This is a genomic window from Streptomyces sp. NPDC031049 (assembly GCF_055571015.1).
Map to the genome: position 1 here is coordinate 23,243 of NZ_JBVIGC010000007.1, position 21,651 is coordinate 44,893.

The 21,651-nt window shown below is 73.8% G+C and carries 25 protein-coding genes and 2 tRNA genes; 11 read left to right on the forward strand and 16 right to left on the reverse strand.

What is annotated here, in order from left to right:
• Position 1: 1 nt before the first annotated feature.
• A tRNA-Pro gene (locus tag ACZ45Q_RS13765) sits at positions 2-75 on the forward strand.
• A gap of 58 nt (positions 76-133) precedes the next feature.
• Here the strand turns inward: ACZ45Q_RS13765 and ACZ45Q_RS13770 are convergent.
• From ACZ45Q_RS13770 to ACZ45Q_RS13800, 7 genes are all read right to left on the reverse strand, one after another.
• Complete coding sequence (locus ACZ45Q_RS13770) at positions 134-661, reverse strand: NUDIX hydrolase family protein (protein ID WP_468260355.1); 528 nt, start codon at positions 659-661, stop codon at positions 134-136.
• Between the two features lie 32 nt (positions 662-693).
• Positions 694-1,506 (reverse strand): SAM-dependent methyltransferase, encoded by an 813-nt coding sequence (locus ACZ45Q_RS13775; RefSeq protein WP_468259586.1) that lies wholly within the window; start codon positions 1,504-1,506, stop codon positions 694-696.
• Positions 1,507-1,666: 160 nt separating this feature from the next.
• On the reverse strand, positions 1,667-2,530 hold the full coding sequence (locus ACZ45Q_RS13780) for a hypothetical protein (protein WP_468259588.1): 864 nt from the start codon (positions 2,528-2,530) through the stop codon (positions 1,667-1,669).
• A 191-nt stretch (positions 2,531-2,721) separates the two neighbouring features.
• A complete protein-coding gene (locus ACZ45Q_RS13785; RefSeq protein ID WP_468259591.1) occupies positions 2,722-3,369 on the reverse strand; it encodes an endonuclease in 648 nt (215 codons plus the stop codon).
• Positions 3,370-3,371: 2 nt separating this feature from the next.
• A complete protein-coding gene (locus ACZ45Q_RS13790) occupies positions 3,372-3,704 on the reverse strand; it encodes a DUF3140 domain-containing protein (protein ID WP_468259594.1) in 333 nt (110 codons plus the stop codon).
• Between the two features lie 50 nt (positions 3,705-3,754).
• On the reverse strand, positions 3,755-4,234 hold the full coding sequence (locus ACZ45Q_RS13795; RefSeq protein WP_468259597.1) for a Dps family protein: 480 nt from the start codon (positions 4,232-4,234) through the stop codon (positions 3,755-3,757).
• Between the two features lie 120 nt (positions 4,235-4,354).
• Complete coding sequence (locus ACZ45Q_RS13800; protein WP_468259600.1) at positions 4,355-5,164, reverse strand: alpha/beta hydrolase; 810 nt, start codon at positions 5,162-5,164, stop codon at positions 4,355-4,357.
• Positions 5,165-5,366: 202 nt separating this feature from the next.
• On the opposite strand from ACZ45Q_RS13800, the gene ACZ45Q_RS13805 reads away from it, so the two are divergent.
• The 3 genes from ACZ45Q_RS13805 to ACZ45Q_RS13815 all read left to right on the forward strand — a co-directional run bounded on the left by ACZ45Q_RS13805 (position 5,367) and on the right by ACZ45Q_RS13815 (position 8,333).
• Positions 5,367-6,554 (forward strand): thiolase family protein, encoded by a 1,188-nt coding sequence (locus ACZ45Q_RS13805; RefSeq protein WP_468259602.1) that lies wholly within the window; start codon positions 5,367-5,369, stop codon positions 6,552-6,554.
• Positions 6,555-6,792: 238 nt separating this feature from the next.
• Positions 6,793-7,566 (forward strand): sulfite exporter TauE/SafE family protein, encoded by a 774-nt coding sequence (locus ACZ45Q_RS13810; protein ID WP_468259605.1) that lies wholly within the window; start codon positions 6,793-6,795, stop codon positions 7,564-7,566.
• A gap of 20 nt (positions 7,567-7,586) precedes the next feature.
• Positions 7,587-8,333 (forward strand): cobalt-precorrin-6A reductase, encoded by a 747-nt coding sequence (locus ACZ45Q_RS13815; protein WP_468259608.1) that lies wholly within the window; start codon positions 7,587-7,589, stop codon positions 8,331-8,333.
• Between the two features lie 75 nt (positions 8,334-8,408).
• Here ACZ45Q_RS13815 and cobF read toward each other — a convergent pair whose 3' ends face one another.
• Both cobF and ACZ45Q_RS13825 read right to left on the reverse strand, forming a co-directional pair.
• Complete coding sequence (gene cobF / locus ACZ45Q_RS13820) at positions 8,409-9,179, reverse strand: precorrin-6A synthase (deacetylating) (protein WP_468259611.1); 771 nt, start codon at positions 9,177-9,179, stop codon at positions 8,409-8,411.
• A 46-nt stretch (positions 9,180-9,225) separates the two neighbouring features.
• Entirely contained in the window at positions 9,226-9,753 is a 528-nt protein-coding gene (locus ACZ45Q_RS13825) for a DUF309 domain-containing protein (RefSeq protein ID WP_468259614.1), read from the reverse strand.
• 100 nt (positions 9,754-9,853) lie between these two features.
• On the opposite strand from ACZ45Q_RS13825, the gene ACZ45Q_RS13830 reads away from it, so the two are divergent.
• The 4 genes from ACZ45Q_RS13830 (at position 9,854) to ACZ45Q_RS13845 (ending at position 11,402) form a co-directional block, all read left to right on the forward strand.
• Positions 9,854-9,927 (forward strand) — tRNA-Pro (locus tag ACZ45Q_RS13830).
• 114 nt (positions 9,928-10,041) lie between these two features.
• Positions 10,042-10,170 (forward strand): hypothetical protein, encoded by a 129-nt coding sequence (locus tag ACZ45Q_RS13835; protein ID WP_468259616.1) that lies wholly within the window; start codon positions 10,042-10,044, stop codon positions 10,168-10,170.
• On the forward strand, positions 10,167-10,829 hold the full coding sequence (locus tag ACZ45Q_RS13840) for an NUDIX domain-containing protein (RefSeq protein WP_468259619.1): 663 nt from the start codon (positions 10,167-10,169) through the stop codon (positions 10,827-10,829). The genes ACZ45Q_RS13835 and ACZ45Q_RS13840 overlap by 4 nt, the downstream gene beginning before the upstream one ends.
• Before the next feature lie 117 nt (positions 10,830-10,946).
• On the forward strand, positions 10,947-11,402 hold the full coding sequence (locus ACZ45Q_RS13845; RefSeq protein ID WP_468259620.1) for a tellurite resistance TerB family protein: 456 nt from the start codon (positions 10,947-10,949) through the stop codon (positions 11,400-11,402).
• A gap of 57 nt (positions 11,403-11,459) precedes the next feature.
• Here the strand turns inward: ACZ45Q_RS13845 and ACZ45Q_RS13850 are convergent, their stop codons facing one another.
• From ACZ45Q_RS13850 to iolC, 7 genes are all read right to left on the reverse strand, one after another.
• Entirely contained in the window at positions 11,460-12,416 is a 957-nt protein-coding gene (locus tag ACZ45Q_RS13850) for a M56 family metallopeptidase (RefSeq protein ID WP_468259622.1), read from the reverse strand.
• A 6-nt stretch (positions 12,417-12,422) separates the two neighbouring features.
• Complete coding sequence (locus ACZ45Q_RS13855) at positions 12,423-12,809, reverse strand: BlaI/MecI/CopY family transcriptional regulator (RefSeq protein WP_468259624.1); 387 nt, start codon at positions 12,807-12,809, stop codon at positions 12,423-12,425.
• A gap of 96 nt (positions 12,810-12,905) precedes the next feature.
• Positions 12,906-13,661 carry a GntR family transcriptional regulator gene (locus ACZ45Q_RS13860; protein WP_468259627.1) on the reverse strand — a complete coding sequence of 252 codons (756 nt, stop codon included), beginning with the start codon at positions 13,659-13,661 and terminating at the stop codon, positions 12,906-12,908.
• Positions 13,662-13,694: 33 nt separating this feature from the next.
• Positions 13,695-15,566, reverse strand: coding sequence for a 3D-(3,5/4)-trihydroxycyclohexane-1,2-dione acylhydrolase (decyclizing) (gene iolD / locus ACZ45Q_RS13865; protein ID WP_468259629.1), 1,872 nt, complete (start codon positions 15,564-15,566; stop codon positions 13,695-13,697).
• Positions 15,563-16,456, reverse strand: a complete 894-nt coding sequence (gene iolB / locus ACZ45Q_RS13870) for a 5-deoxy-glucuronate isomerase (protein WP_468259631.1) — start codon at positions 16,454-16,456, stop codon at positions 15,563-15,565. The genes iolD and iolB overlap by 4 nt, the downstream gene beginning before the upstream one ends.
• 16 nt (positions 16,457-16,472) lie before the next feature.
• Positions 16,473-17,351, reverse strand: coding sequence for a Cgl0159 family (beta/alpha)8-fold protein (locus tag ACZ45Q_RS13875; protein ID WP_468259633.1), 879 nt, complete (start codon positions 17,349-17,351; stop codon positions 16,473-16,475).
• Positions 17,348-18,343 (reverse strand): 5-dehydro-2-deoxygluconokinase, encoded by a 996-nt coding sequence (gene iolC, locus ACZ45Q_RS13880; protein ID WP_468259635.1) that lies wholly within the window; start codon positions 18,341-18,343, stop codon positions 17,348-17,350. The genes ACZ45Q_RS13875 and iolC overlap by 4 nt, the downstream gene beginning before the upstream one ends.
• Positions 18,344-18,568: 225 nt before the next feature.
• Here iolC and ACZ45Q_RS13885 point away from each other — a divergent pair, with 225 nt between their 5' ends.
• Genes ACZ45Q_RS13885 through ACZ45Q_RS13895 form a run of 3 tightly spaced genes read left to right on the forward strand, consistent with a single transcriptional unit; the run spans position 18,569 to position 21,651 of the window.
• Positions 18,569-19,591, forward strand: a complete 1,023-nt coding sequence (locus ACZ45Q_RS13885) for a sugar ABC transporter substrate-binding protein (RefSeq protein ID WP_468259638.1) — start codon at positions 18,569-18,571, stop codon at positions 19,589-19,591.
• Positions 19,591-20,667, forward strand: a complete 1,077-nt coding sequence (locus ACZ45Q_RS13890; RefSeq protein ID WP_468259641.1) for an ABC transporter permease — start codon at positions 19,591-19,593, stop codon at positions 20,665-20,667. The genes ACZ45Q_RS13885 and ACZ45Q_RS13890 overlap by 1 nt, the downstream gene beginning before the upstream one ends.
• A 6-nt stretch (positions 20,668-20,673) precedes the next feature.
• A complete protein-coding gene (locus ACZ45Q_RS13895) occupies positions 20,674-21,651 on the forward strand; it encodes an ATP-binding cassette domain-containing protein (protein ID WP_468259644.1) in 978 nt (325 codons plus the stop codon).

Here is a 21,651-nt window from a genome sequence, read left to right on the forward strand (position 1 = left end):
TCGGGACGTGGCGCAGCTTGGTAGCGCACTTGACTGGGGGTCAAGGGGTCGCAGGTTCAAATCCTGTCGTCCCGACAGAGAGAAGTCCTCGCGGGCAGTGGTCCGCGAGGACTTTCTTCGTGTCCCGGGCGCGTCAGTTCACGCAGCCGACATGCGCCAGCGCCTGCTTCAGCAGCACCCCGTGGCCGCCCGGCATCTCGCTCTGCACCGCCGGCGACAGCGCCTCCTGCGGGCTGAACCAGACCAGGTCCAGCGCGTCCTGCCGGGGCCGGCAGTCGCCGGTGACCGGGACGACGTAGGCGAGGGACACCGCGTGCTGGCGCGGGTCGTGGTACGGCGTGATGCCCTGGGTCGGGAAGTACTCGGCGACCGTGAACGGCTGGAGCGAGGCCGGGACGCGGGGGAGCGCCACCGGGCCGAGGTCCTTCTCCAGGTGGCGCAGCAGGGCGTCCCGGACCCGTTCGTGGTGCAGCACCCGGCCGGAGACCAGGGTCCGGCTGACCGTTCCGTCGGGGCCGATGCGCAGCAGCAGGCCGACGCTGGTGACTTCGCCGCTGTCGTCGACCCGGACCGGCACGGCCTCGACGTACAGGACCGGCATACGGGCCCGCACGAGTTCGAGTTCGTCGGTCGTCAGCCAACCCGGCGTGGTTTCGGTCATGTCAGACATCGCTTGATCATACTTTCGGCGGGTCAGGGCTTCACGGCCACCGCGCCGTACTGCGGTACGGCGGCGGGGGAGCCCGGCTCCGGGCGCCACTGCGAGCAGGAGACGAGTCCGGGTTCGAGCAGGTCGAGTCCCTCGAAGAAGGCGGCGATGTCCGCACGGCCGCGGGCGGTGATCGGCGGGGTGGCGTTCTCGTTCCAGAACTCCATGGCCGGGATCTGGCCCTCGCCGCCGAGTTCGGCGTCGTGGGTGGGGTGGGTGAGGGCCAGGTGGCTGCCGGAGGGCAGGGCCGACATGACGCTGCGCACGATCTGCCGGGCCTCGTCGTGGTCCAGCACGAAGTTGAGGATGCCGAGCATCATCACGGCGACCGGCCGGTCGAAGTCGAGGGTCTGCCGGGCGCGGGCGAGGATCGCGTCCGGGTCGTGCACGTCGGCGTCGATGTAGTCGGTGGCGCCCTCGGCGTTGCCGGTCAGCAGGGTCCTGGCGTGGGTGAGCACGATCGGGTCGTTGTCGACGTACACGATCCGTGCGTCCGGCGCGATGCGCTGGGCGATCTCGTGGGTGTTGTCGGCGGTCGGCAGCCCGGTGCCGATGTCGAGGAACTGGCGTATCCCCCGTTCCTCCGTCAGGAAGCGGACGGCCCGGCCCAGGAACCAGCGGTCGGCCCGGGCGACCTCCCGGATGACCGGGAACAGCCCGGCGACGTGCTCGCCGACCTGCTGGTCGACCTCGTAGTTGTCCTTGCCGCCGATCCAGTAGTTCCACACGCGCGCGTTGTGCGCCACACCGGTGTTCAGCCTCGGGGACCCGTTCGTCGGGGTGTGGCCCTCGCTCACGTCTGCGACTCCTTCGCGCCGGTTGCGTCGTCGCCGCCCATTGTGCCGCCGGATGATCACCCTGTCCCGGGAAACGGGGACGGAGACCGGCGGCGGAGCGAGAGAAGGGGGAGAAGGGGAGAGAGGGCCAGGCAGGGGGCCGGTGGCGGAGGCGCGAGGATCAGTACGGGTCGGTGGGCTGGGCGTCGGGCGTGCGGCCGGCCAGGACGTCCTCCAGACGCTGGGCGCCCAGCTTCGTCGCCTGGTCGAAGGTGGCCCGCTCGTCCCCGGAGAGTCCGCCGACGGTGAGGGTCATGGCGTTGCTGCCGAACCGTACGGCGGACAGGTTCAGCGACAGCTCGGCCGGGTTGCCGGCGGCCTGGCCCCGCACCGTCACGTGCACGCCCTCGCGCGCGTCGCCCAGGTCGGGCACCGACGCCTCGGTCACCTGGACGGTCCGCTGCTCGCCGTCGGAGCCGGTGGCCGTGAACTCGTCGCAGGTCTCGGGCAACTGGTCGAGCCAGGACAGGGAGTCGTCCAGCCGGGACCGGTCGTAGGCGGCGATCTGCTCGAACAGGCGGGAGTCCTCCTGCTGGAAGCCGGTGATCGCCGACGGCTGCGCCGGCTCGCCGAGCAACTGGTCGCTGTAGAGGGCGTCGAGCAGCCGCTGGCAGTCGGCGGCGTCCGCCTTGGCGGTCAGGAAGTCGGAGACGTCCACCTCGGCGACGACCATCCGGTCACGCCAGGTGCCGGCGTTGTCGACCTGCTGCCAGTCGCCCTCCAGGTCGGCCTCGGTGAGCAGTGCCGCCCGTGCACCGTCCTCGGTCAGGGCGCCGGGCGAGGGGCTGGTGGTCTGCCGGCCGGCGGGTTCGGCGGCCTCGGCCCGCTCGGCGGCCGGTGAGGCGCCGGCGCTCGCCGAGGCGTCGGCCCTCGCCGGGCCGGAGGTGTCATCGGTCCCGTCCGCGCAGGACGCGGTGGCCAGCAGCGTGCCGGCCGCGAGGAGGGAGGCGACGACACGGACGGGACGGGCGGGACGAGGGTTCATCGGGGATGCCTCCTGAAGACGTGGCGCGTCCCCTCAGCGCATCACCGGCGTCACGGGGTCACCAGCCGCTCGCGCCGATCGGGTGACGCCGCGCGCACCGCCGCCGCGCCGGGTCCGCCGCTCAGCCGCGGTCGCAGCGCCCCGCCGACGCCGGGGCCCGGGGCGGGCGCGCCGCTCGCCCGGCCGGCGCGTCATCCGGCGCGCTCCCGCGTGTCCTCCACCACGTCCCTGTCCAGCGACGCCCGCACCAACGCGGCGGCGAGCACGGCCGGGCCGGTCTTCCCGGCCGCCTCGATCAGCCGGCCGGGGTCCTGGGGCAGGCCGAGCCGCTCGGCGCCCTGGAGCGCCTTGGGGTCCAGGTAGGGCGCCGCCTCCGGCCACACGTCCTGCACCTCGCGCAGGAAGATGCCGGCCCCGGCCGGGCCCATGCCGGGGAACTCCTGGAGCAGCCTGCTCAGTGCGCCGACGTCGCCGTCCGCCTCCCGGCGCAGCCGGCGCAGGTCCCCGCCCCACCGTTCGTTCAGCAGCTCGGCGGCCTCGCCGAGCTGGGTGGCGGTCCGCTCGTCGTAGCGCCGGTAGCCGCCCTCGCCCAGTGCGTCGACCCGCTCCTGCCAGTCGGACTCGGCCATGCGGCGCGGATCGCCCAGTCCCGCCTGCGCCAGGGCGCGGGCCGTGGCCACCGCGACCGAGCCGCGGATGCGGGCGCTGAGCAGATGGGCCAGGACGAGCAGCCGGTACAGCGGCTGCGGGGTGTCCTTCAGCCGGATGCCGGCCTCCTCGGCGTAGGTCTGCCCGTGCGCACCGACGAGTTCCCTTACCAGGCGCTCGTCGCGGTCCACGGCTACGCCTTCAGCGGGTCGTGTCCGAGCGTCATCAGACGGTGCCTGCGGCGGGTGCTCTCGGCCTCGGGCTCGTTCTCCACGTCGGTCTGCGCGGTGACGGAGTCCACGACCGAGCGCATCACCCGCAGGTCGTCCTCCGTGAGGTCGGTGCGCCGCTTTTGCAGGATCGCCAGCACGTGCCGGCCGGTGGGTGAGCCCGCCTCCTCCGGCAGCGGTTCGGTCTGCTCGTCGGCGTCGCGCACCCGCAGCCAGGCGGCGAGCTCGGCGGAGGTCATGTTCACCACGCGGTGGAAGTCCTCCCACAGCGCGTCGAGTTCCAGGGCGTCGGCCATGAGGTTGCCCTTCTCGTGGTGCGTAGTCGTACGTGCGGCCCGGGCGCCGGTCAGTCGCGGGGCCAGTTCTCGGCGTCGAACATCCAGCGCTGCTTCTCCAGGTCGGCGGTGACGGCGATCAGCAGGTCCTGGGTGACCGGGTCGGCCTTCTCGGTGGCCTCGATCCGCTCGCGCAGCCGGGCGATGGCCGTCTCCAGGCTCTCCACCATCAGGGCGACGACGTCGCCGTCGCGCACCCAGCCCTCCTTGGCGCCGGGCAGCGTGAACGCGGAGGCGATGGTCTCCGGGCGGCCGTCGGCGGGCATCCCGAGGGCGGCCGAGCGCTCCGCGACCGTGTCCGCGTAGGACCGCGCCGTGGACACGACCTCGTCGAGCTGGAGGTGGATCGAGCGGAAACGCGGTCCGACGATGTTCCAGTGCACCTGCTTCCCGATCAGGGAGAGTCCGAGCAGATCCACGAGCGTGCCCTGCAACGCGTCCCCGGTGACCTGGCGGGCGGACTCCGGAATCGTGCTCTTCACGACAGTCATACAGTGCTTCTCCTCGCGCCGTCTGAGTGGTGTGCGCAGGGACGCCGCGCGACGGTCGGGGCAGCGCGGCGCACCCGCTCCGCGGCCACGGGTGCCCCGCGCGCACCAGGGCAAACGCCGCTACCCCGGCAGGACCCCGTCCAGGAAGCGGATGAGGTCGGCGTGCACCTCGGCCCGGTTGGTCTCGAGGAACACCTCGTGCCGGGCGCCCGGGTAGATCCGCTCGGTCAGGTTCCCGCCGCTGAGCCGCTCGACGCCGGGGCGGCTGCCGGACAGCGGCACCAGCCGGTCGTCGTCGCCGTGCAGCCACAGCAGCGGGAGCCGGCCGACGTCCCCGCCGTCGGCGACGGTGTCCAGGGTCTTCACGAACGCCTCCACCGTCGGCCGCTTCATCGGCCCGTGCCACACCAGCGGGTCCGCCGCGTACGCCGCCCCGACCGCCGGGTCCCGCGAGAGGGAGGACGGGCTGATCGGGGTGTCCGGGATCTCGTCGAGGGCGAGGAGCCGCCGCGGCAGGTACCAGTCGCCGATCACCGGCCCGGACAGCACCAGCGCGGTCAGCTCGCCGGGGTGGCGCTGGGCGTAGCGGGAGGCGATCAGGCCGCCCATCGAGTGCCCGATCACGACCACCGGCAGACCGGGGTGGGCGGCCCGGGCCAGCGCGGCCACGCGGTGCAGATCGGTGACCACGTCCTCGAAGTCCTCGATCAGCACCCGCTCGCCGTCCGAGGTGCCGTGCCCGACGTGGTCCGGTCCGTACACGGCGGCGCCGTGCGCGGCCAGCACGCCGGCCACCTCCTCGTAGCGGCCGATGTGCTCGCCGTACCCGTGCACCAGCAGCGCCACGTAGCGGGGCGGTGCTCCGTTCCACTCGCGGGCGGTGACGCGCCCCCGGGTTCCGGTCAGGACGTGTGCGCGGGACTCGGCCATGCTTGCCTCCAACTGCGTCGGTGCGGGTCCCCGGCGGTTCCCGGGCCGGGGCCCACCGGGATCTTCCCAGCGCGGCGGGCGGCGGTCTATAGTCCAAAACTAGCAGTGCTAATTACGGGGGCCCTGCTGCTCAAGGTTCATGGAGGTCCGCCCGGCGCCCCGACCCGCCGGCGACCGAGCGACGACGGTCAGGAGATCCTTCGTGCGTCCCGTCCACTTCGCGGCCGCCCGCCGCACCCCGATCGGCAAGCTCCGCGGCGCCCTGTCCTCGGTACGGCCCGACGACCTCGCCGCGGCCGTGATCCGGGGCCTGGTCGCCGACGTGCCCGCCCTCGACCCGGCCCGCGTGGACGACGTCTACTGGGGCGCCGCCAACCAGGCCGGCGAGGACAACCGCAACGTCGCCCGCATGGCCGCGCTCCTCGCCGGTCTGCCCGAGACGGTCCCGGGCGCCACCGTCAACCGGCTGTGCGCCTCCGGCCTGGAGGCGGTCACCACCGCCGCACGCGCCGTCGCGGCGGGCGAGGCCGACGTCGTGCTCGCCGGCGGCTCGGAGTCCATGAGCCGCGCCCCCTTCGTCCTGCCCCGCCCCGACGAGGCGCTGCCCCACCGCATCGAGACCGCCGACACCCGGCTCGGCTGGCGCCTGGTCAACCCGGCGATGAAGGAGCTGCACGGCCTGCTGTCCATGGGCGAGACCGCCGAGGAGGTCGCCGAGCGGTACGGCGTCTCCCGGGAGCGCCAGGACGAGTTCGCGCTGCGCAGCCACCGGCGCGCCGCCGAGGCCCGCAGAGACGGCCACTTCGACGACGAACTGCTCCCCGTCGAGCGGCCGGACGGCGTGACCGTGACCGCCGACGAGTGCGTCCGCGAGGACACCTCCCTCGACAAGCTGGCGCGTCTGAAGCCGGTCTTCCGCGCCGGCGGCACGGTCACCGCGGGCAACGCCTCCCCGATGAACGACGGCGCCGCCGGACTGCTCCTGGTCAGCGAGGAGGTGCTCGAGGAACTGGGCCTTCAGTCACTGGGCCGCTACGTCGCCGGCGCCTCGGCCGGTGTCCACCCCGACGTCATGGGCGTCGGCCCGGTCCCCGCCACCCGCAAGGCGCTGGCCCGCGCCGGCTGGGGGATCGGGGACGTGCAGGAGGCCGAGTTCAACGAGGCGTTCGCGGCACAGGCGCTCGCGTGCGTGGACCAGCTCGGCATCGAACCCGACCTGGTCAACCCCTACGGCGGGGCCATCGCCCTGGGACACCCGCTCGGCTGCTCCGGGGCCCGCATCCTGACCACGCTGCTGCACCGGATGCGCCGCACCGGGGCCGCCCGCGGGCTGGCGACCATGTGCGTCGGGGTGGGACAGGGCAGCGCGGTACTGGTCGAGCGGCACTGAGCGCTCCACCGCGAGGCACGCAGGCGCCCCCGGTCCCCGGTTCCCGGACCCGGGAATCGGCCCCCGGCTTCCCGGCCCCCGGCCTCCCGGCCCCCGGGTCCGGGCCGGACGGCGGCCGGGCCCGGGAGCCGGGGGCGCGCCCGGGAGCCGGGGGCGTGGTGCGCCGGCGGTGCCCGGGGATCATCAGGCGAGACGGCCGCACGGCGGCGGACGGGTGCGCCTAGCATCGGTGCCCGCAATGGACACCATGACCCTGTGGCACGTCACCGGCTGGGAGTTCGCCGCCCTCGCCCTCGCGGCCCTGCTCGTCGGCTTCTCCAAGACGGCCGTGAGCGGGGCCAACACCGTCAGCCTCGCGATCTTCGCGGCGGTGCTGCCCGCCCGTGCCTCCACCGGCGTCCTGCTGCCGGTGCTGATCGCCGGCGACGTGCTGGCCGTCCTCGTCTACCGGCGGCACGCCCACTGGCCCACGCTGTGGCGGCTGTTCCCCGCGGTCGGGGCGGGCGTGGTCCTCGGCACGGGCTATCTGATGTGGGCCGGCGACGGGGCCGTCCGCATGTCGATCGGGGCCATCCTGCTGCTGATGGCGGGCGTGACGGTGTGGCGCCGCAGACAGGCCGACGCGGTGCGGGAACCGGGGGCGGTGACCGGCGGGGCGGGCCGTGCCAAGGCCCGCTCGTACGGCGTCCTGGGCGGCTTCACCACCATGGTCGCCAACGCCGGCGGCCCGGTGATGTCGATGTACCTGCTCTCCGCCGGCTTCCGGAAACTGGGCTTCCTGGGCACGTCGGCGTTCTTCTTCCTGATCGTGAACGTCTCCAAGCTCCCCTTCAGCGCCGGTCTCGGCCTGATCGACGCCCGCTCGCTGTTCCTCGACGCGGCGCTGCTGGTGTTCGTGGTGCCGGGCGCGCTGCTCGGCAGGTGGGCCGTGGACCGGATCGACCAGCTGCTCTTCGAGCGGCTGGTGATCGCGGCGACGGTCGTCGGGGGCCTCCAGCTCCTGCTGCCCTGACCGGCCCGTACGCTCGTGGCATGTCCCCGCACGTGCTGATCCTCGGCGGCACCACCGAGGCCCGGCGCCTGGCCGCCGAGCTGGCGGCACGGCCCGGCGTCCGCGTCACCACCTCGCTCGCGGGCCGGGTGTCCCGGCCCGGCGCCCTGGAGGGGGAGGTGCGCACCGGCGGCTTCGGCGGCGCCGAGGGGCTGGCCGACTGGCTGCGGGAGCAGCGCGTGGACGCCCTCGTCGACGCCACGCACCCCTTCGCCGCGGCCATCACCGCGAACGCGGCCCGGGCCGCCGCGGCGACCGGCGTCCGCGCGGTGGTCCTGCGCCGCCCGGGCTGGCAGGCGGGCCCCGGCGACCGCTGGCACCCCGCCCCCACCCTGGCCGCGGCGGCGGACCTGCTGCCGGCGCTCGGCCGCCGCGTGTTCCTCACCACCGGCCGGCTCGGCCTCGCCGCCTTCGCGCATCTGACCGGCCTGCACTTCGTCGCCCGCTCGGTGGAGCCCCCCGAGCCCCCCGTCCCGCCGGACACCCGGGTGATCCTGGACCGGGGCCCGTTCACCAGGGCCGACGAGACCAGGCTGCTCCGGGACCACCGCATCGACGTGCTGGTGACCAAGGACAGCGGGGGAACGGCCACCGCGGCCAAGCTCACCGCCGCCCGCGCCCTCGGCCTGCCCGTGGTGATCGTCCGCCGGCCCCCGCTGCCGGAGGGCGTCACGGCGGTCCCCGACGTGCCGGCGGCGCTGGCACACCTGGGACTGCCCGGGCACTGACCCGGGCCCGCGCCCGCGGCCGGCGGCGCACGCCCCCGTGACCGGCCGGGCCGTCTCCGTGGCCGGCCGGGGCGCCTACTCCTTCGGGCGGCGCCGCAGCAGATAGGTGTCCATGATCCAGCCCTTGCGCTCGCGGGCCTCGGCGCGCAGCCGCTCGATCCGGGGCGCGGCCTCCTCGATCGGGCCCGAGACGAGGATCTCGTCCGGGGTGCCGATGTAGGCACCCCAGTAGATGTCGATGTCCTGGTCGGCGTACGCCCGGAAGGCCTGGTGGGCGTCGAGCATGACCACCACGTCGTCCACCCCCTCGGGGAAGCCCTCCGCCAGCCGTCGTCCCGTCGTGATCTGGACGGGCCGGGCGACGCGGTTCAGCCCCGTGCGGTGCCGGGCGACCAGCGCCGAGACGCTGCTGACGCCCGGTACGACGTCGTACGTGAAGTCGACCGCGCCCCGCTCGAGCACCTCCTCGAGGATGCCCAGCGTGCTGTCGTACAGCGCCGGATCGCCCCACACCAGGAACGCGCCGGTCTCGTCGGCGCCCAGCTCCTCGGCGATCAACCGCTCGTAGATGCCGGCGCGGGCGCTGCGCCAGTCGCCGACGGCGGGCGAGTACGCCGCCCCGCCGGCCCTGCGGTCCCGCTCCGGGTCGCGTGCCTCGACGACCCGGTAGGTCCCCTCCGGCACATGCGTCCGGAGCATGTCCCGGCGCAGCCGCACGAGATCCGCTTTGGCCTCGCCCTTGTCCAGGACGAAGAACACGTCCGTGCCGCGCAGCGCCCGGACCGCCTGAAGGGTCAGCTGGTCGGGGTCGCCCGCACCGATACCGATGACATGAATCTTCCGCACGCCCCGAGTCTGCCGCACGCCACCGGCGGCGCCGACGCCGGGACCGTCACCGCCCCGCCCGGCCCCGCAGCCGGGGCGCCCGCGCCGCCGCGTCCACGGCACCGCCGCCGCGCTCGACGTCCGCCGCCAGTTCCCGCGCCCAGGCGGTGACCGACGTGAGCGCCAGGCCGTACGGCTCCGGGTGCCCGGAGCGCGCCGCCCACTCCTCGACGGCCCCGGCCCCGCGCCGCAGCAGCCGGGCGCCGCCCGCCGCGTTCCCGCGGGCCGCGTGCGTCAGGCCCACGGCGGTCTGGGCCAGCCCCCGCCACAGCTCCCGCTCCTGCCCGGGGCCCGACTTCCAGGCGTCCTCGAAGACCTCGTGGGCGTGGAACGGCTTCCCCTCGTCCAGCAGCCGCTGCGCCTCGGTGACGGTCTCCTCCGGCGAGCGCACCACGCCCTCCGGCTGCCGGGGCACGCCCTCAGCGCCGTACGGCAGGGGCCGGCCGAGCCCGTCCCGCGGCCGGGCGTTGCGTGCCCGGCCCTCGCTGTCGCGGTCGCGTGCGTCCACCGGGCGTTTCGCGGGTGTGCTGTCCATGGCTCCGATTGTCCCGCGACCGTGCCCGCTTCGGTGTACGGGGGAGGGTGCGGTAGAGTGCTGTCCGCGTGATCACGCGGTTCGCCGCGTGCGGGCGCACCGGGACGTGGCGCAGCTTGGTAGCGCACTTGACTGGGGGTCAAGGGGTCGCAGGTTCAAATCCTGTCGTCCCGACGGTGCGAAGGGTCTTCGCGGGCGAGAGCCCGGGAAGACCCTTCTTCTCGTTCACCTCGCTCCCGGCCCTCGGACGCCGGGCGGGCGGGCCCGCCCGGGATGATAGAAGCGGGTATGAGCACTCCGCCCGCGGTCACGACCGCCCCGCCCCCCGCCCCGAGCCCGGACGCCGACGACTCCCGCCCGGATGCCACCGGCCCTCGCCCCGACGGCGTCGGCCCCCGCCCGGACGGCGCCCGGTGACCGCCGGCGTCGACACCCCGGACCGCCGGGGCCGCACCGGGCTGGACCGGGCCGGCCGGGAGCTGACCGGCAACCCCCGCGTCAGGGTCCGGGACGTGAGACTCCTGTCCAGCCACTGGTACGTCGAGCGCACCACCACCTTCGACTACCGGCGTGCCGACGGCACCTGGACCACCCAGGAACGCGAGACCCACGACCGCGGCAACGGCGCCACCGTCCTGCTGTACGACACCGCGCGCGAGACCGTGCTGCTCACCCGCCAGTTCCGCTTCCCCGTGTACGTCAACGGGCACCCGGACGGCATGCTGATCGAGACCCCGGGCGGGGTGCTGGACGAGGAGGACGAGCACCCCGAGGTGGCGGTGCGGCGCGAGATCGTGGAGGAGACCGGGCACACCGTGGGCGAGGTCCGGCACGTCTTCGACGTCTACATGAGCCCCGGCTCGGTCACCGAACGCGTCAGCTTCTACGCCGCCGCCTACGGCCCGTCCACCCGCACGCACACCGGGGGCGGTCTCGACGAGGAGGGCGAGGACATCGAAATCCTCGAACTGCCCTTCCGTCGAGCCCTGGAGATGGTGCGCAGCGGAGAGATCGCGGACGCCAAGACCATCATGCTGCTCCAGTGGGCCGCGCTGGAGGGCCCGTTCGCCCGCTGAACCCGCCGCCGTGGCCGCGGTGGCCGCCGCTCCTGATAACTTCTACATAGATGTAGAAGTCAGGGCCGTCCGCACCCTTCCGGTCCGGGCGGCCCCCGACGCAATGGGAGTGTGCTCATGGCCCTGTGGGACCGCATCAAGGAGTCCGCGTCGCAGATGCAGACCCAGTTGACGGCGAAGAAGAACGACCTCAAGAGCGGCGCCTTCCGCGACGCGAGCATGGCGATGTGCGCGCTCGTCGCCGCCGCCGACGGCACCGTCGACCCCTCCGAGCGGCAGCGCGTGGCGCAGCTCATCGCCACCAACGAGGTGTTGCAGAACTTCGACGCCATGGATCTGCGCCGGCGCTTCGAGGACAACCTGGACAAGCTCACCGCCGACTTCGCCTTCGGCAAGGTCAGCGTGTTGCAGGAGATCGGCAAGGCGAAGAAGAAGCCCGCCGAGGCGCGGGCCGTCGTCCAGATCGGCATCGTGATCGGCGGCGCCGACGGGCACTTCGACAAGGACGAGCAGGCCGTCGTGCGGGAGGCGTGCTTCGCGCTCGACCTGCCGCCGCACGAGTTCGACCTCTGAGCACTCCCGGCGCTGGGCCCTCCCGGCCGCGGGACACCGGGTCCCGGGCCGTGCGGCTCACAGCGGCGTGGCCGCGTGGAGGACGAAGACCAGCGTCACCGCGGAGTTCGCGGACGACATCGCGGACAGGGCCGTCCCGGCGGCGGCCAGCCACGCGGCCACGCCCACGCCGGTGAACACCGACGGCCAGGTGCGCGTCGCGGGGGCGGGCCCCAGCAGGGCGGCCACCCGGCGCGGCACCGGCCCCGGAGCGGCGAAGCCGGCCGGACCCGGCGCGGCGAACCCCGCCGGCCCCGGGGCCGGCGCACCGCGCGAGACCAGCGCCGCCGCCCCGATCGCGCGCGCCACGGCACGGCGGTCGCCGACCACCCGGGCCGCGTCCTCGTCCGCCCAGCGCTCCGCCGTGTAGGACACCGCCGTACGCAGCGGCCGCAGAAAGGGGTTGGCGGCCGACGCCAGCCGGACCACCAGCAGGAACCGGTGGTGACGCGCCCTCAGGTGCGCCCGCTCGTGGGCGAACAGGACACGCCGTTCGACGGGACGCAGACCCCGCAGCAGGGCCGAGGTCACGACGATCCGGTCCCGGGCGCCGCCGGGCAGCGCGTACGCGTACGGCTCCCCGTCGGGGAGCACGGCCACCTCCGTGGCGGGCAGGTGGGCGAGCGCCCGGTGCGCGCGGCGGTGCACCCGCCGGTGCCGCCACAGCGTCCGCCCGCACACCGCCGCCACCGCCAGCAGCGCGGGGATGGCCGCCCGGCCGGCCACCTCGTCGTAGGGCACGGCCGCGCGGACCTCCGGGTCCGACCAGCCGTCGGGCAGCGGGTTGCCGGGCAGCTGAGCGGTGCCGACCACCATCAGCAGACCCAGGCACACCGTGCTGCACAGCGCCATCACCCCGGCCACGCCCGTCAGCAGCCGGGTCGCCACGCGCGGATGCAGATGCTGCTCGGCCAGCCGGGCGATCGGCCAGGCCGTCAACGGCAGCACCAGCGGCAGGAAGACGAACATCCCCATGCGGCCTCAGCCCTCCCCGTCGTCCGCCGGCCGGTCCAGCAGTTCCCGCAGCAGCCGCTCGTCCTCGGGGCCCAGCCCGGTGACGAAGCTGGCGAGCACCGCCTCCCGGTCCTGCTCCCCGTCGAGCACCTTGCGCATCTTCCGCGCGGCCAGTCCCGCCTCGTCCGCGGCCGGCGTCCACAGGAACGACCGGCCGGCCCGCTCCCGGGTCACCGCCCCCTTGGCCAGCAGCCGGGTGAGGATCGTGATCACCGTCGTGTAGGCCAGGTCCGAGCCGAGCCGCTCCTGCACCCAGCCGGCGCTCGCCGGCCCGTCCGCCTCGCGCAGCGCCGACAGCACCTGCACCTCCAGCTCGCCCTGTCCCCGTCGCCGGGGCCGCCGGTGGTCCGTCACGCCCTGTCTCCCTTCGGCCGCCGCATCCTCACAGGCGGTCCATCGTAAGGACAGCCGAAGGACATCCGGCGCGCCCGGTCGATCCCGGCCGCCGCCTCACGGGCGGGCCAGCAGCTGGAAGTCGAACGAATACCGGGAGGCGGGGTAGATGTGCGTGCCGAATTCCACCGCCCGGCCGGTGTCGTCGTACGCCGTGCGCCGCATGGTCAGCAGGGCGGCGCCCGGCCGCTCGTCCAGGCGGGCGGCCTCCTCGGCGGTGGCCGAGCGGGCGCCGACTCTCTGCCGGGCACTGTGCAGGGTGACGCCGGCCGCGCGCAGCATCCGGTACAGGCCCGTCGACTCCAGCCGGGCGTCGTCCAGCTCCAGCAGGCCGGCCGGGAGGTAGTTGCACAGGACGGCCACCGGTCGGCCGTGCGTCAGCCGCAGCCGCTCCAGGACGGTGACCTCGCTGCCGTCCGGCACCCCGAGGGCGTCGGCCACCTCGGCGGTCGCGGCGGCCGGCTCATGGCGTACGACCCGGGTGGCGGGGCCCTGCCCGGCCGCCTCCAGGTCGTCGTAGAGACTGCTCAGCTCCAGGGGGCGCCGGACCCGGGTGTGCACCACCTGGGTGCCCACTCCCCGCCGCCGGACCAGCAGCCCTTTGTCGACCAGGGACTGGATGCCCTGGCGGACGGTGGGCCGGGACAGCCCGAGGCGCGCGGACAGGTCGACCTCGTTGCCCAGCCGGTCGCCCGGGGCGAGGGCGCCCCGCTCGATGGCGGCCTCCAGCTGCCGGGCGAGCTGGTGGTACAGCGGCACCGGACTGGTGCGGTCCAGGGCCAGGTCCAGCGAGTGGTGCGCGGCGGCGGTCACGCGCGTACCTCCTTGGTCGGCGGGCCTGCGGGCTCACAGGTGGTGGCGGCGGCCGGCCACCGCGCGGTCGTAGCGTTCCCGGGCCTTCGCCACGGCCTCGCGGCCGGACACCTCGGCCACCGGCACGTCCCACCAGGCCTCGGCCGGGGGAGCGGTCGCCGCCGGGTCGGTCTCGACGTACACACAGGTCGGCCGGTCCGCGTCGCGGGCGGCGGCCAGTGCCTCGCGCAGCTCGCGCACGGTCTTCGCGCGCCGCACCTCCATCCCGAGGCTGGCCGCGTTGGCGGCGAGGTCGACGGGCAGCGGTGCGCCGGTGAAGGTGCCGTCGGCGGCCCGGTGGCGGTAGGCGGTGCCGAACCGTTCGGCGCCCACCGTCTCGGACAGGCCGCCGATGGAGGCGTAGCCGTGGTTCTGGACCAGGACCACCTTCACCGGCAGGTTCTCCTGGACGGCGGTCACGATCTCCGTGGGGTTCATCAGATACGTGCCGTCGCCGACCAGCGCCCACACCGGCGTGCCCGGCGCGGCCTGCTGGACGCCGAGCGCGGCCGGGATCTCGTAGCCCATGCAGGAGTAGCCGTACTCCAGGTGGTACTGGCGCGCGGAGCGGGCCCGCCACAGCTTGTGCAGGTCGCCGGGGAGCGAGCCGGCCGCGTTGATGACCACGTCCTCGTCGCCCACGACCGCGTCCAGCGCGCCGAGCACCTGGGTCTGGGTCGGCACGGCGCTGTCGTCGTCGGCCCGGTGGGCGGCCTCGACGATCCGCTCCCAGCGCTCCTTGCCGGCGCGGTACTCGGCGGCGTAGGCGGGGTCGACCCGGTGGCCGGCCAGCGCCTCCGCCAGCGCCTCCAGGCCGGTCCGCGCGTCGCAGACCAGCGTCCGCGCCGCGAGCTTGTGGGCGTCGAAGGCGGTGATGTTGACGTTGAGGAAGCGGACGTCAGGGTTCTGGAAGAGGGTGCCGGAGGCGGTGGTGAAGTCGGTGTAGCGGGTGCCGACGCCGATCACCAGGTCGGCGGTGCGGGCCAGGTCGTCGGCGACCGCGGTGCCGGTGTGGCCGATGCCGCCGACGTCGGCGGGGTGGTCGTGGCGCAGGGAGCCCTTGCCGGCCTGGGTGGAGGCGACCGGGATGCCCGTGGCGTCCGCCAGCGCCCGCAGCGCCTCCTCGGCCTCGCTGTGGTGGACGCCGCCGCCGGCGACGATCAGCGGGCGTTCGGCGGCCCGGACGGCGCGGACGGCCTCGGCCAGCTCCTCCGGGTCGGGTGCGGGGCGGCGGACGCGCCAGACGCGGTCGGCGAAGAACTCCTCCGGCCAGTCGTGGGCCTCGGCCTGCACGTCCTGCGGCAGGGCGAGCGTGACGGCGCCGGTCTCGGCGGGGTCGGACAGCACCCGCATGGCGGCCAGTGCCGACGGGATCAGTGCCTCGGGGCGGGTGATCCGGTCGAAGTGGCGGGAGACCGGCCGCAGCGTGTCGTTGACGGACACGTCGGCGGACACCGGGTGTTCCAGCTGCTGGAGCAGCGGGTCGGCGGCGTGCGAGGCGAAGTAGTCGCCGGGCAGCAGCAGCACCGGCAGCCGGTTGATCGTGGCGAGGGCGGCGCCGGTGACCAGGTTGGTGGCGCCGGGGCCGATCGACGTGGTCACCGCCTGCGCGGACAGGCGGTTGAGCTGCCGGGCGTGGCCGACCGCGGCGTGCACCATGGCCTGTTCGTTGCGGCCCTGGTGGAACGGCATGAGGCCGGCGTACTCGACGAGGGCCTGGCCGACGCCGGCCACGTTGCCGTGGCCGAAGATGCCCCAGGTCCCGGCGATCAGGCGGTGGCGCACGCCGTCGCGTTCGGTGTACTGGGCGGCGAGGAACCGCACCAGGGCCTGGGCGGTCGTCAGACGGACGGTTGCGGCGCTCATGCGGACCTCTCCGGAGCTGTGTAGAGGGGGAGTCGGGGGTCGACGGGCTGCTCGGGCCAGATGTCGCGGATCCAGGAGTGGTCCGGGTGGTCGCGGATCAGCCAGGCGCGCTCCTCCTCCGGCCCCGCCATGACGTTGAGGTAGTACATGTGGTGTCCGGGCACGGCCATCGACGGGCCGTGCCAGCCGTCGGGGATCAGCACCACGTCGCCGTCGCGGACCTCGGCCAGCACGTCCGTGCCCCGTCCGCGGCCGGACGGCGAGACCCGCTGGTAGCCGAGTCCGGGCGTGCCGTCGTGGCCGGCGAACTCGAAGTAGTAGATCTCCTCCAGCACCGACTCCTCGCCGGGCCGGTGCTCGTCGTGCTTGTGCGGCGGGAACGACGACCAGTTGCCGCCCGGGGTGAGCACCTCGACCGCGATCAGCTTGTCGCATTCGAAGACGCCGGCCGCGCCGAAGTTGTTCACCTGGCGGGAGCAGCTGCCGGTGCCGCGCAGCTCCACCGGCACCGAGGACGCCGGCCCGTAGCGGGCGGGCAGCCGCCGGGTGCAGCGGGCGCCGGTGAGCGCGAACCGGCCGCCGCCGGGCGAGGTCACGGTGGTGCGGGCGTCCCGGGGCACGTAGGCGAAGTCGCTGACGGCGCTGAACACGTCCGCGCGGCCGTGGAGTGCGAAGGTGTCCCGGCCGAAGTCGTCCTCGGCGGTGACGGTGCAGCCGCCGCCGAGCGGCAGGACGATCCACTCGCTCTCGCCGGTGCCGAAGGTGTGGCTGCCGCCCGGCGGCAGGTCGAGCACCCGCAGACCGCAGTACCCCCAGCCCGCGGTCTCGGGCGTGATGTCCACGCGGTAGGGGCCGTTCGCCGTCTTCCCGGCGGGGTGGTGGTACGTCATCGGGTCCCTTTCCTCGTCACAACAGGCCGACGGCCGTGTCCACCGCCTGCTCCACGCTGCCCTCGGCCGGGTAGAGCAGCGAGCGGCCGACCACCAGGCCCTGGACGGTGGGCAGGCGCAGTGCCTTGCGCCAGCGCTCGTAGGCGGCGTCCTGATCGTTCCCGACGTCGCCGCCGAGCAGCACCACCGGCAGGGTGGAGGTCTCCAGGACGGCGCCCATGGCGTCGGGGTCGTCGGTGACCGGCAGCTTCAGCCAGGTGTAGGCGGAGGTGCCGCCCAGGCCGGAGGCGATCGCCATGGACCGGGTGACGGCCTCCGCCGACAGGTCGTTGCGGACCCGGCCGTCGACCCGGCGGGAGAGGAACGGCTCCACGAAGACGGGCAGCCGGTGGGCGGCCATCGCGTCCACGGCACGGGCCGTGGCCTCCAGCGTGGCCAGCGAGCCGCGGTCGGCGTAGTCGATGCGCAGCAGCAGCTTGCCCGCGTCGAACCGGAGCCGGACGAGGTCCTCGGCGCGGTGACCGGTGAAGCGGTCGTCCATCTCGAACGCGGCGCCCGCGAGCCCGCCGCGGTTCATCGAGCCCATGACGACCTTGTCCTCCAGCGCCCCGAGCAGCAGCAGGTCCTCCAGGACGTCGGCGGTGGCCAGCACGCCGTCGACGCCGGGCCGGGACAGCGCGACGCACAGCCGCTCGAGCAGGTCCGCCCGGTTGGCCATGGCGAGCCGGCGGTCGCCGACGGCGAGGGCACCGCGCGCGGGATGGTCGGCGGCCACGATCATCAGCCGGCCGCTGTCGCCGACCAGCGGGCGGCGCCTGCGCCGGGCGGCGGCCTCGGCGATCGCCTCCGGGTGCCGGGCTCTGACCGCGGTGAGGTCGGGGATGGCGAGGGTCAAGACGACGCTCCGTTCGGAAAGGTGCGTGCGAGGAGGCCGTCGACCTCGTCGGGGGTGGGCATCGCCGAGGAGCAGGCGAGGCGGGAGGCGACCAGGGCGCCGGCCGCGTTGGCGTACCGCATGGTGCGCTCCAGGTCCCAGCCGGAGAGCAGGCCGTGGCAGAGCGAGCCGCCGAAGGCGTCGCCCGCGCCGAGGCCGTTGACCACCTCGACCGCAACCGGCGGCACCTCGGCCGTCGTCCCGTCCCGGTGCACGGCGAGGACCCCCTTGGGGCCCTGCTTGACGACGGCCAGCTCCACCCCGGCGGCCAGCAGCGCCTCGGCGCAGGCGTGCGGCTCGCGCAGCCCCGTGGCGATCTCGCACTCGTCGAGGTTGCCGACCGCGACGGTCACGTGCCGCAGCGCCTCGGCGTAGTGCGGGCGGGCCTGATCGGGGTCGGACCAGAACATGGGACGCCAGTCCAGGTCGAAGACCGTGGTGCCGGACTTCGCGCGGTGGGCGAGGGCCGCCAGCGTCGTCGTACGGCTGGGCTCCTCGCTCAGGCCGGTCCCGGTGATCCAGAAGACGCGGGCCGCGCCGATCGCGTCGAGGTCCAGCTCCTCGGGGTGGATCTCCAGGTCGGGGGCCTTGGGGCGGCGGTAGAAGTACAGCGGGAAGTCGTCCGGCGGGAAGATCTCGCAGAACGTGACGGGGGTCGGGAGGGCGGCGACCGGGGTGACCCAGCGGTCGTCGACGCCGAACTCCCTCAGCGCACGGTGCAGATAGCCGCCGAACGGGTCGTCGCCGGTGCGGGTGATCACGGCCGCTCTGCGGCCCAGGCGGGCCGCGGCGACCGCCACGTTGGCGGCCGAGCCGCCCAGGAACTTGCCGAAGGTCTCCACCTCGGCGAGGGGTACGCCCGTCTGGAGGGGGTAGAGATCGACCCCGATCCGGCCCATCGTGATCAGGTCGAAATGCTGCGCTGACCGGGCTGACTCGGCTGCCTCTGACATGTACGACGCTCCTTGTGGGGGCTGGGCGGGGGCCTGCCGCCTCCCAGATGTAGGACCGGGAGGCCGACCCTGTCAATACTTTGTACTTACATTCGGACTAGCTCGTGAAATGATGTCTTAACAAAGTATTGACAGCGGGCGTCCCAAGGACTTGTATCCGGTCCCAGCGCAAGGCCGTCTCCTCTCGGCACACGGCTCCCCGTCGCACAGTGAGGTGCAGGAAAGATGGATCGCTCTTCGCACGCCCGCCCCCGCAGATTCGCCCCCGCCCTGGCCCTCGCCGCGGCGGCGGCCCTGACCCTCGCCGGCTGCTCCAGCGGCTCCGGGGGGAAGAAGGCCGACGAGGACGGCGGCTCGGGCGCCTCCGCGGGCAAGGCGAACACCCCCCGGATGAAGGTCGCCCTGGTCACCCACCAGGCACCCGGCGACACCTTCTGGGACATCGTCCGCAAGGGCGCCGAGGCCGCGGCGGCCAAGGACAACGTCGAGCTGATCTACTCCGCCGACCCCAACGCCGGCAACCAGGCCAACCTGGTGCAGAACGCCATCGACCAGAAGGTCGACGGCATCGCGGTCACCCTCGCCAAGCCCGACGCCCTCAAGAGCGTGGTGGCCAAGGCGCAGCGGGCGGGGATACCCGTGGTCGGGCTCAACTCCGGACTGAGCGACTGGAAGGAGCTGGGCCTGCTGGAGTTCTTCGGGCAGGACGAGACCGTGGCCGGGGAGGCGTTCGGCAAGAAGCTCAACGAGGTCGGCGCGAAGAAGGCCGTCTGCGTCATCCAGGAGCAGGGCAACATCGGCCTCACCCAGCGCTGCGACGGAGTGAAGAAGACCTTCGAGGGCGCCCTCGAGAACCTCTACGTCAACGGCACCGACATGCCGTCGGTGAAGTCGACGATCACCGCCAAGCTCAAGCAGGACGGCGCCATCGACCACGTCGTCACCCTCGGCGCCCCCTTCGCGCTCACCGCCGCCCAGTCGGTGGAGGAGACCGGCAGCAAGGCCGAGGTCGCCACCTTCGACCTCAACAAGCAGCTGACCGGCGCCATCAAGGACGGCACCGTCGAGTTCGCCGTCGACCAGCAGCCCTACCTCCAGGGCTACCTGGCGGTGGACGGGCTGTGGCTCTACGAGAACAACGGCAACTACAGCGGCGGCGGTGAGCAGCCGGTGCTGACCGGCCCGGCCTTCGTCGACGAGTCCAACGTCGACCGGATCGCCGACTTCGCCGCGAAGGGCACCCGGTGATGAGCATGACCCAGCAGGCTGCGCCGGCGGCGACCACACCGCCGGCGCCCGGCCCCCGGCCGTCCGACGGGCGGACCCGGCAGCGCCCCCTGGCCCTGCGGCTGCTCGCCCGGCCCGAGGTCGGGGTGTTCCTCGGCGCCGTCGCCGTCCTCGTCTTCTTCCTGATCGCGGCCCCCACGGTCCGGCAGGGCGGGTCGATGGCGACGATCCTCTACCAGTCCTCCACCATCGGGATCATGGCGCTTCCGGTGGCGCTGCTGATGATCGGCGGCGAGTTCGACCTGTCGGCCGGCGTCGCCGTCGTCACCTCGGCACTGACCGCGAGCATGCTCAGCTACCAGCTGACCCTGAACGCCTGGACGGGCGTGCTCGTCGCGCTGCTCGTCTCGCTCGCCGTCGGCGCGTTCAACGGCTGGATGCTGGTCAAGACCGGATTGCCCAGTTTCCTGGTCACCCTCGGCACCTTCCTGATCCTCCAGGGCGTCAACCTCGCCGTCACCAAGCTGGTCACCGGCAACGTCGCCACCGACGACATCAGCGACATGGACGGCTTCGAACAGGCCCGGGCGGTCTTCGCCTCCTCCTTCGACATCGGCGGCGTCCAGGTGAAGATCACGGTCCTGTGGTGGCTGGCCTTCGCGGCGCTGGCCACCTGGGTGCTGCTGCGCACCCGGTACGGCAACTGGATCTTCGCCGTCGGCGGCAACAAGCACAGCGCCCGGGCCGTCGGCGTCCCGGTGACCTTCACCAAGATCTCCCTGTTCATGCTGGTCGGCTTCGGCGCCTGGTTCGTCGGCATGCACCAGCTGTTCTCCTTCAACACCGTGCAGTCCGGCGAGGGCGTCGGCCAGGAGCTGATCTACATCGCCGCGGCCGTCATCGGCGGCTGCCTGCTGACCGGCGGCTACGGCTCCGCGATCGGGCCCGTCTTCGGCGCGTTCATGTTCGGGATGGTGAACCAGGGCATCGTGTACGCCGGCTGGAACCCCGACTGGTTCAAGGCCTTCCTCGGCGTGATGCTGCTCGGCGCCGTGCTCCTCAATCTGTGGGTCCGCCGCACGGCGACCCGGAGGTGATCGGAAATGACCAGCAACACCACCGGCACCCACTCGGCCGTCACCGCGGACACCGTCCCCGACGGTGAGCGCCCGCTCGTCGAACTGCGCGGCGCCGGAAAGTCCTACGGCAACATCCGCGCCCTGCACGGCGTCGACCTCGCCGTCCGCCCCGGCCGGGTGACCTGTGTGCTCGGCGACAACGGCGCCGGCAAGTCCACCCTCATCAAGATCGTCTCCGGGCTGCACCAGCACACCGAGGGCGACTTCCTCGTGGACGGCGAACCCGTCCGCTTCACCACCCCGCGCGAGGCACTCGACCGCGGCATCGCCACCGTCTACCAGGACCTCGCCACCGTCCCGCTGATGCCCGTGTGGCGGAACTTCTTCCTCGGCTCCGAGCTGACCCGGGGCCCCTGGCCCTTCCGGCGCCTGGACATCGCCCGCATGAAGAGGACCGCGGACGAGGAACTGCGCAACATGGGCATCGTCCTGGACGACCTGGAGCAGCCCATCGGCACCCTCTCCGGCGGCCAGCGCCAGTGCGTCGCCATCGCCCGCGCGGTCCACTTCGGCGCCCGCGTCCTCATCCTCGACGAGCCCACCGCCGCCCTCGGCGTCAAGCAGTCCGGCGTGGTCCTCAAGTACATCGCCGCCGCCCGCGACCGCGGCCTCGGCGTCATCTTCATCACCCACAACCCCCACCACGCCTTCATGGTCGGCGACCACTTCAGCGTGCTGCGCCTGGGCACCCTGGAGCTGTCCGCCGACCGCAGCGAGATCACGCTGGAGGAACTGACCAACCACATGGCCGGCGGCGCCGAGCTCGCCGCCCTCAAGCACGAGCTGGCCCAGGTCGGCGGCGTCGACGTGGAGCAACTGCCGGGGGAGCCCCGACGCGACCGGGAACCGGCCGCCACGCCCGCGCCCGCGCCCGCCGCGCCCCCGCAACCGGCCGCGCCCGCCGCGCCCGCCGCGCCCGAACGGACCGAAGGGAAGTCCTGA

Coding starts and splice junctions, on each gene's coding strand:
- ACZ45Q_RS13795 (WP_468259597.1), bottom strand. CDS start 4,234: ATGACTGTCGTGAAGAGCACGATTCCGGAGTCCGCCCGCCAGGTCACC.
- ACZ45Q_RS13800 (WP_468259600.1), bottom strand. CDS start 5,164: ATGGCCGAGTCCCGCGCACACGTCCTGACCGGAACCCGGGGGCGCGTC.
- ACZ45Q_RS13790 (WP_468259594.1), bottom strand. CDS start 3,704: ATGGCCGACGCCCTGGAACTCGACGCGCTGTGGGAGGACTTCCACCGC.
- ACZ45Q_RS13815 (WP_468259608.1), top strand. CDS start 7,587: ATGTCCCCGCACGTGCTGATCCTCGGCGGCACCACCGAGGCCCGGCGC.
- ACZ45Q_RS13810 (WP_468259605.1), top strand. CDS start 6,793: ATGGACACCATGACCCTGTGGCACGTCACCGGCTGGGAGTTCGCCGCC.
- ACZ45Q_RS13885 (WP_468259638.1), top strand. CDS start 18,569: ATGGATCGCTCTTCGCACGCCCGCCCCCGCAGATTCGCCCCCGCCCTG.
- ACZ45Q_RS13895 (WP_468259644.1), top strand. CDS start 20,674: ATGACCAGCAACACCACCGGCACCCACTCGGCCGTCACCGCGGACACC.
- iolD (WP_468259629.1), bottom strand. CDS start 15,566: ATGAGCGCCGCAACCGTCCGTCTGACGACCGCCCAGGCCCTGGTGCGG.
- ACZ45Q_RS13825 (WP_468259614.1), bottom strand. CDS start 9,753: ATGGACAGCACACCCGCGAAACGCCCGGTGGACGCACGCGACCGCGAC.
- ACZ45Q_RS13835 (WP_468259616.1), top strand. CDS start 10,042: ATGAGCACTCCGCCCGCGGTCACGACCGCCCCGCCCCCCGCCCCGAGC.
- ACZ45Q_RS13845 (WP_468259620.1), top strand. CDS start 10,947: ATGGCCCTGTGGGACCGCATCAAGGAGTCCGCGTCGCAGATGCAGACC.
- iolB (WP_468259631.1), bottom strand. CDS start 16,456: ATGACGTACCACCACCCCGCCGGGAAGACGGCGAACGGCCCCTACCGC.
- ACZ45Q_RS13770 (WP_468260355.1), bottom strand. CDS start 661: ATGACCGAAACCACGCCGGGTTGGCTGACGACCGACGAACTCGAACTC.
- iolC (WP_468259635.1), bottom strand. CDS start 18,343: ATGTCAGAGGCAGCCGAGTCAGCCCGGTCAGCGCAGCATTTCGACCTG.
- ACZ45Q_RS13780 (WP_468259588.1), bottom strand. CDS start 2,530: ATGAACCCTCGTCCCGCCCGTCCCGTCCGTGTCGTCGCCTCCCTCCTC.
- ACZ45Q_RS13890 (WP_468259641.1), top strand. CDS start 19,591: ATGAGCATGACCCAGCAGGCTGCGCCGGCGGCGACCACACCGCCGGCG.
- ACZ45Q_RS13850 (WP_468259622.1), bottom strand. CDS start 12,416: ATGGGGATGTTCGTCTTCCTGCCGCTGGTGCTGCCGTTGACGGCCTGG.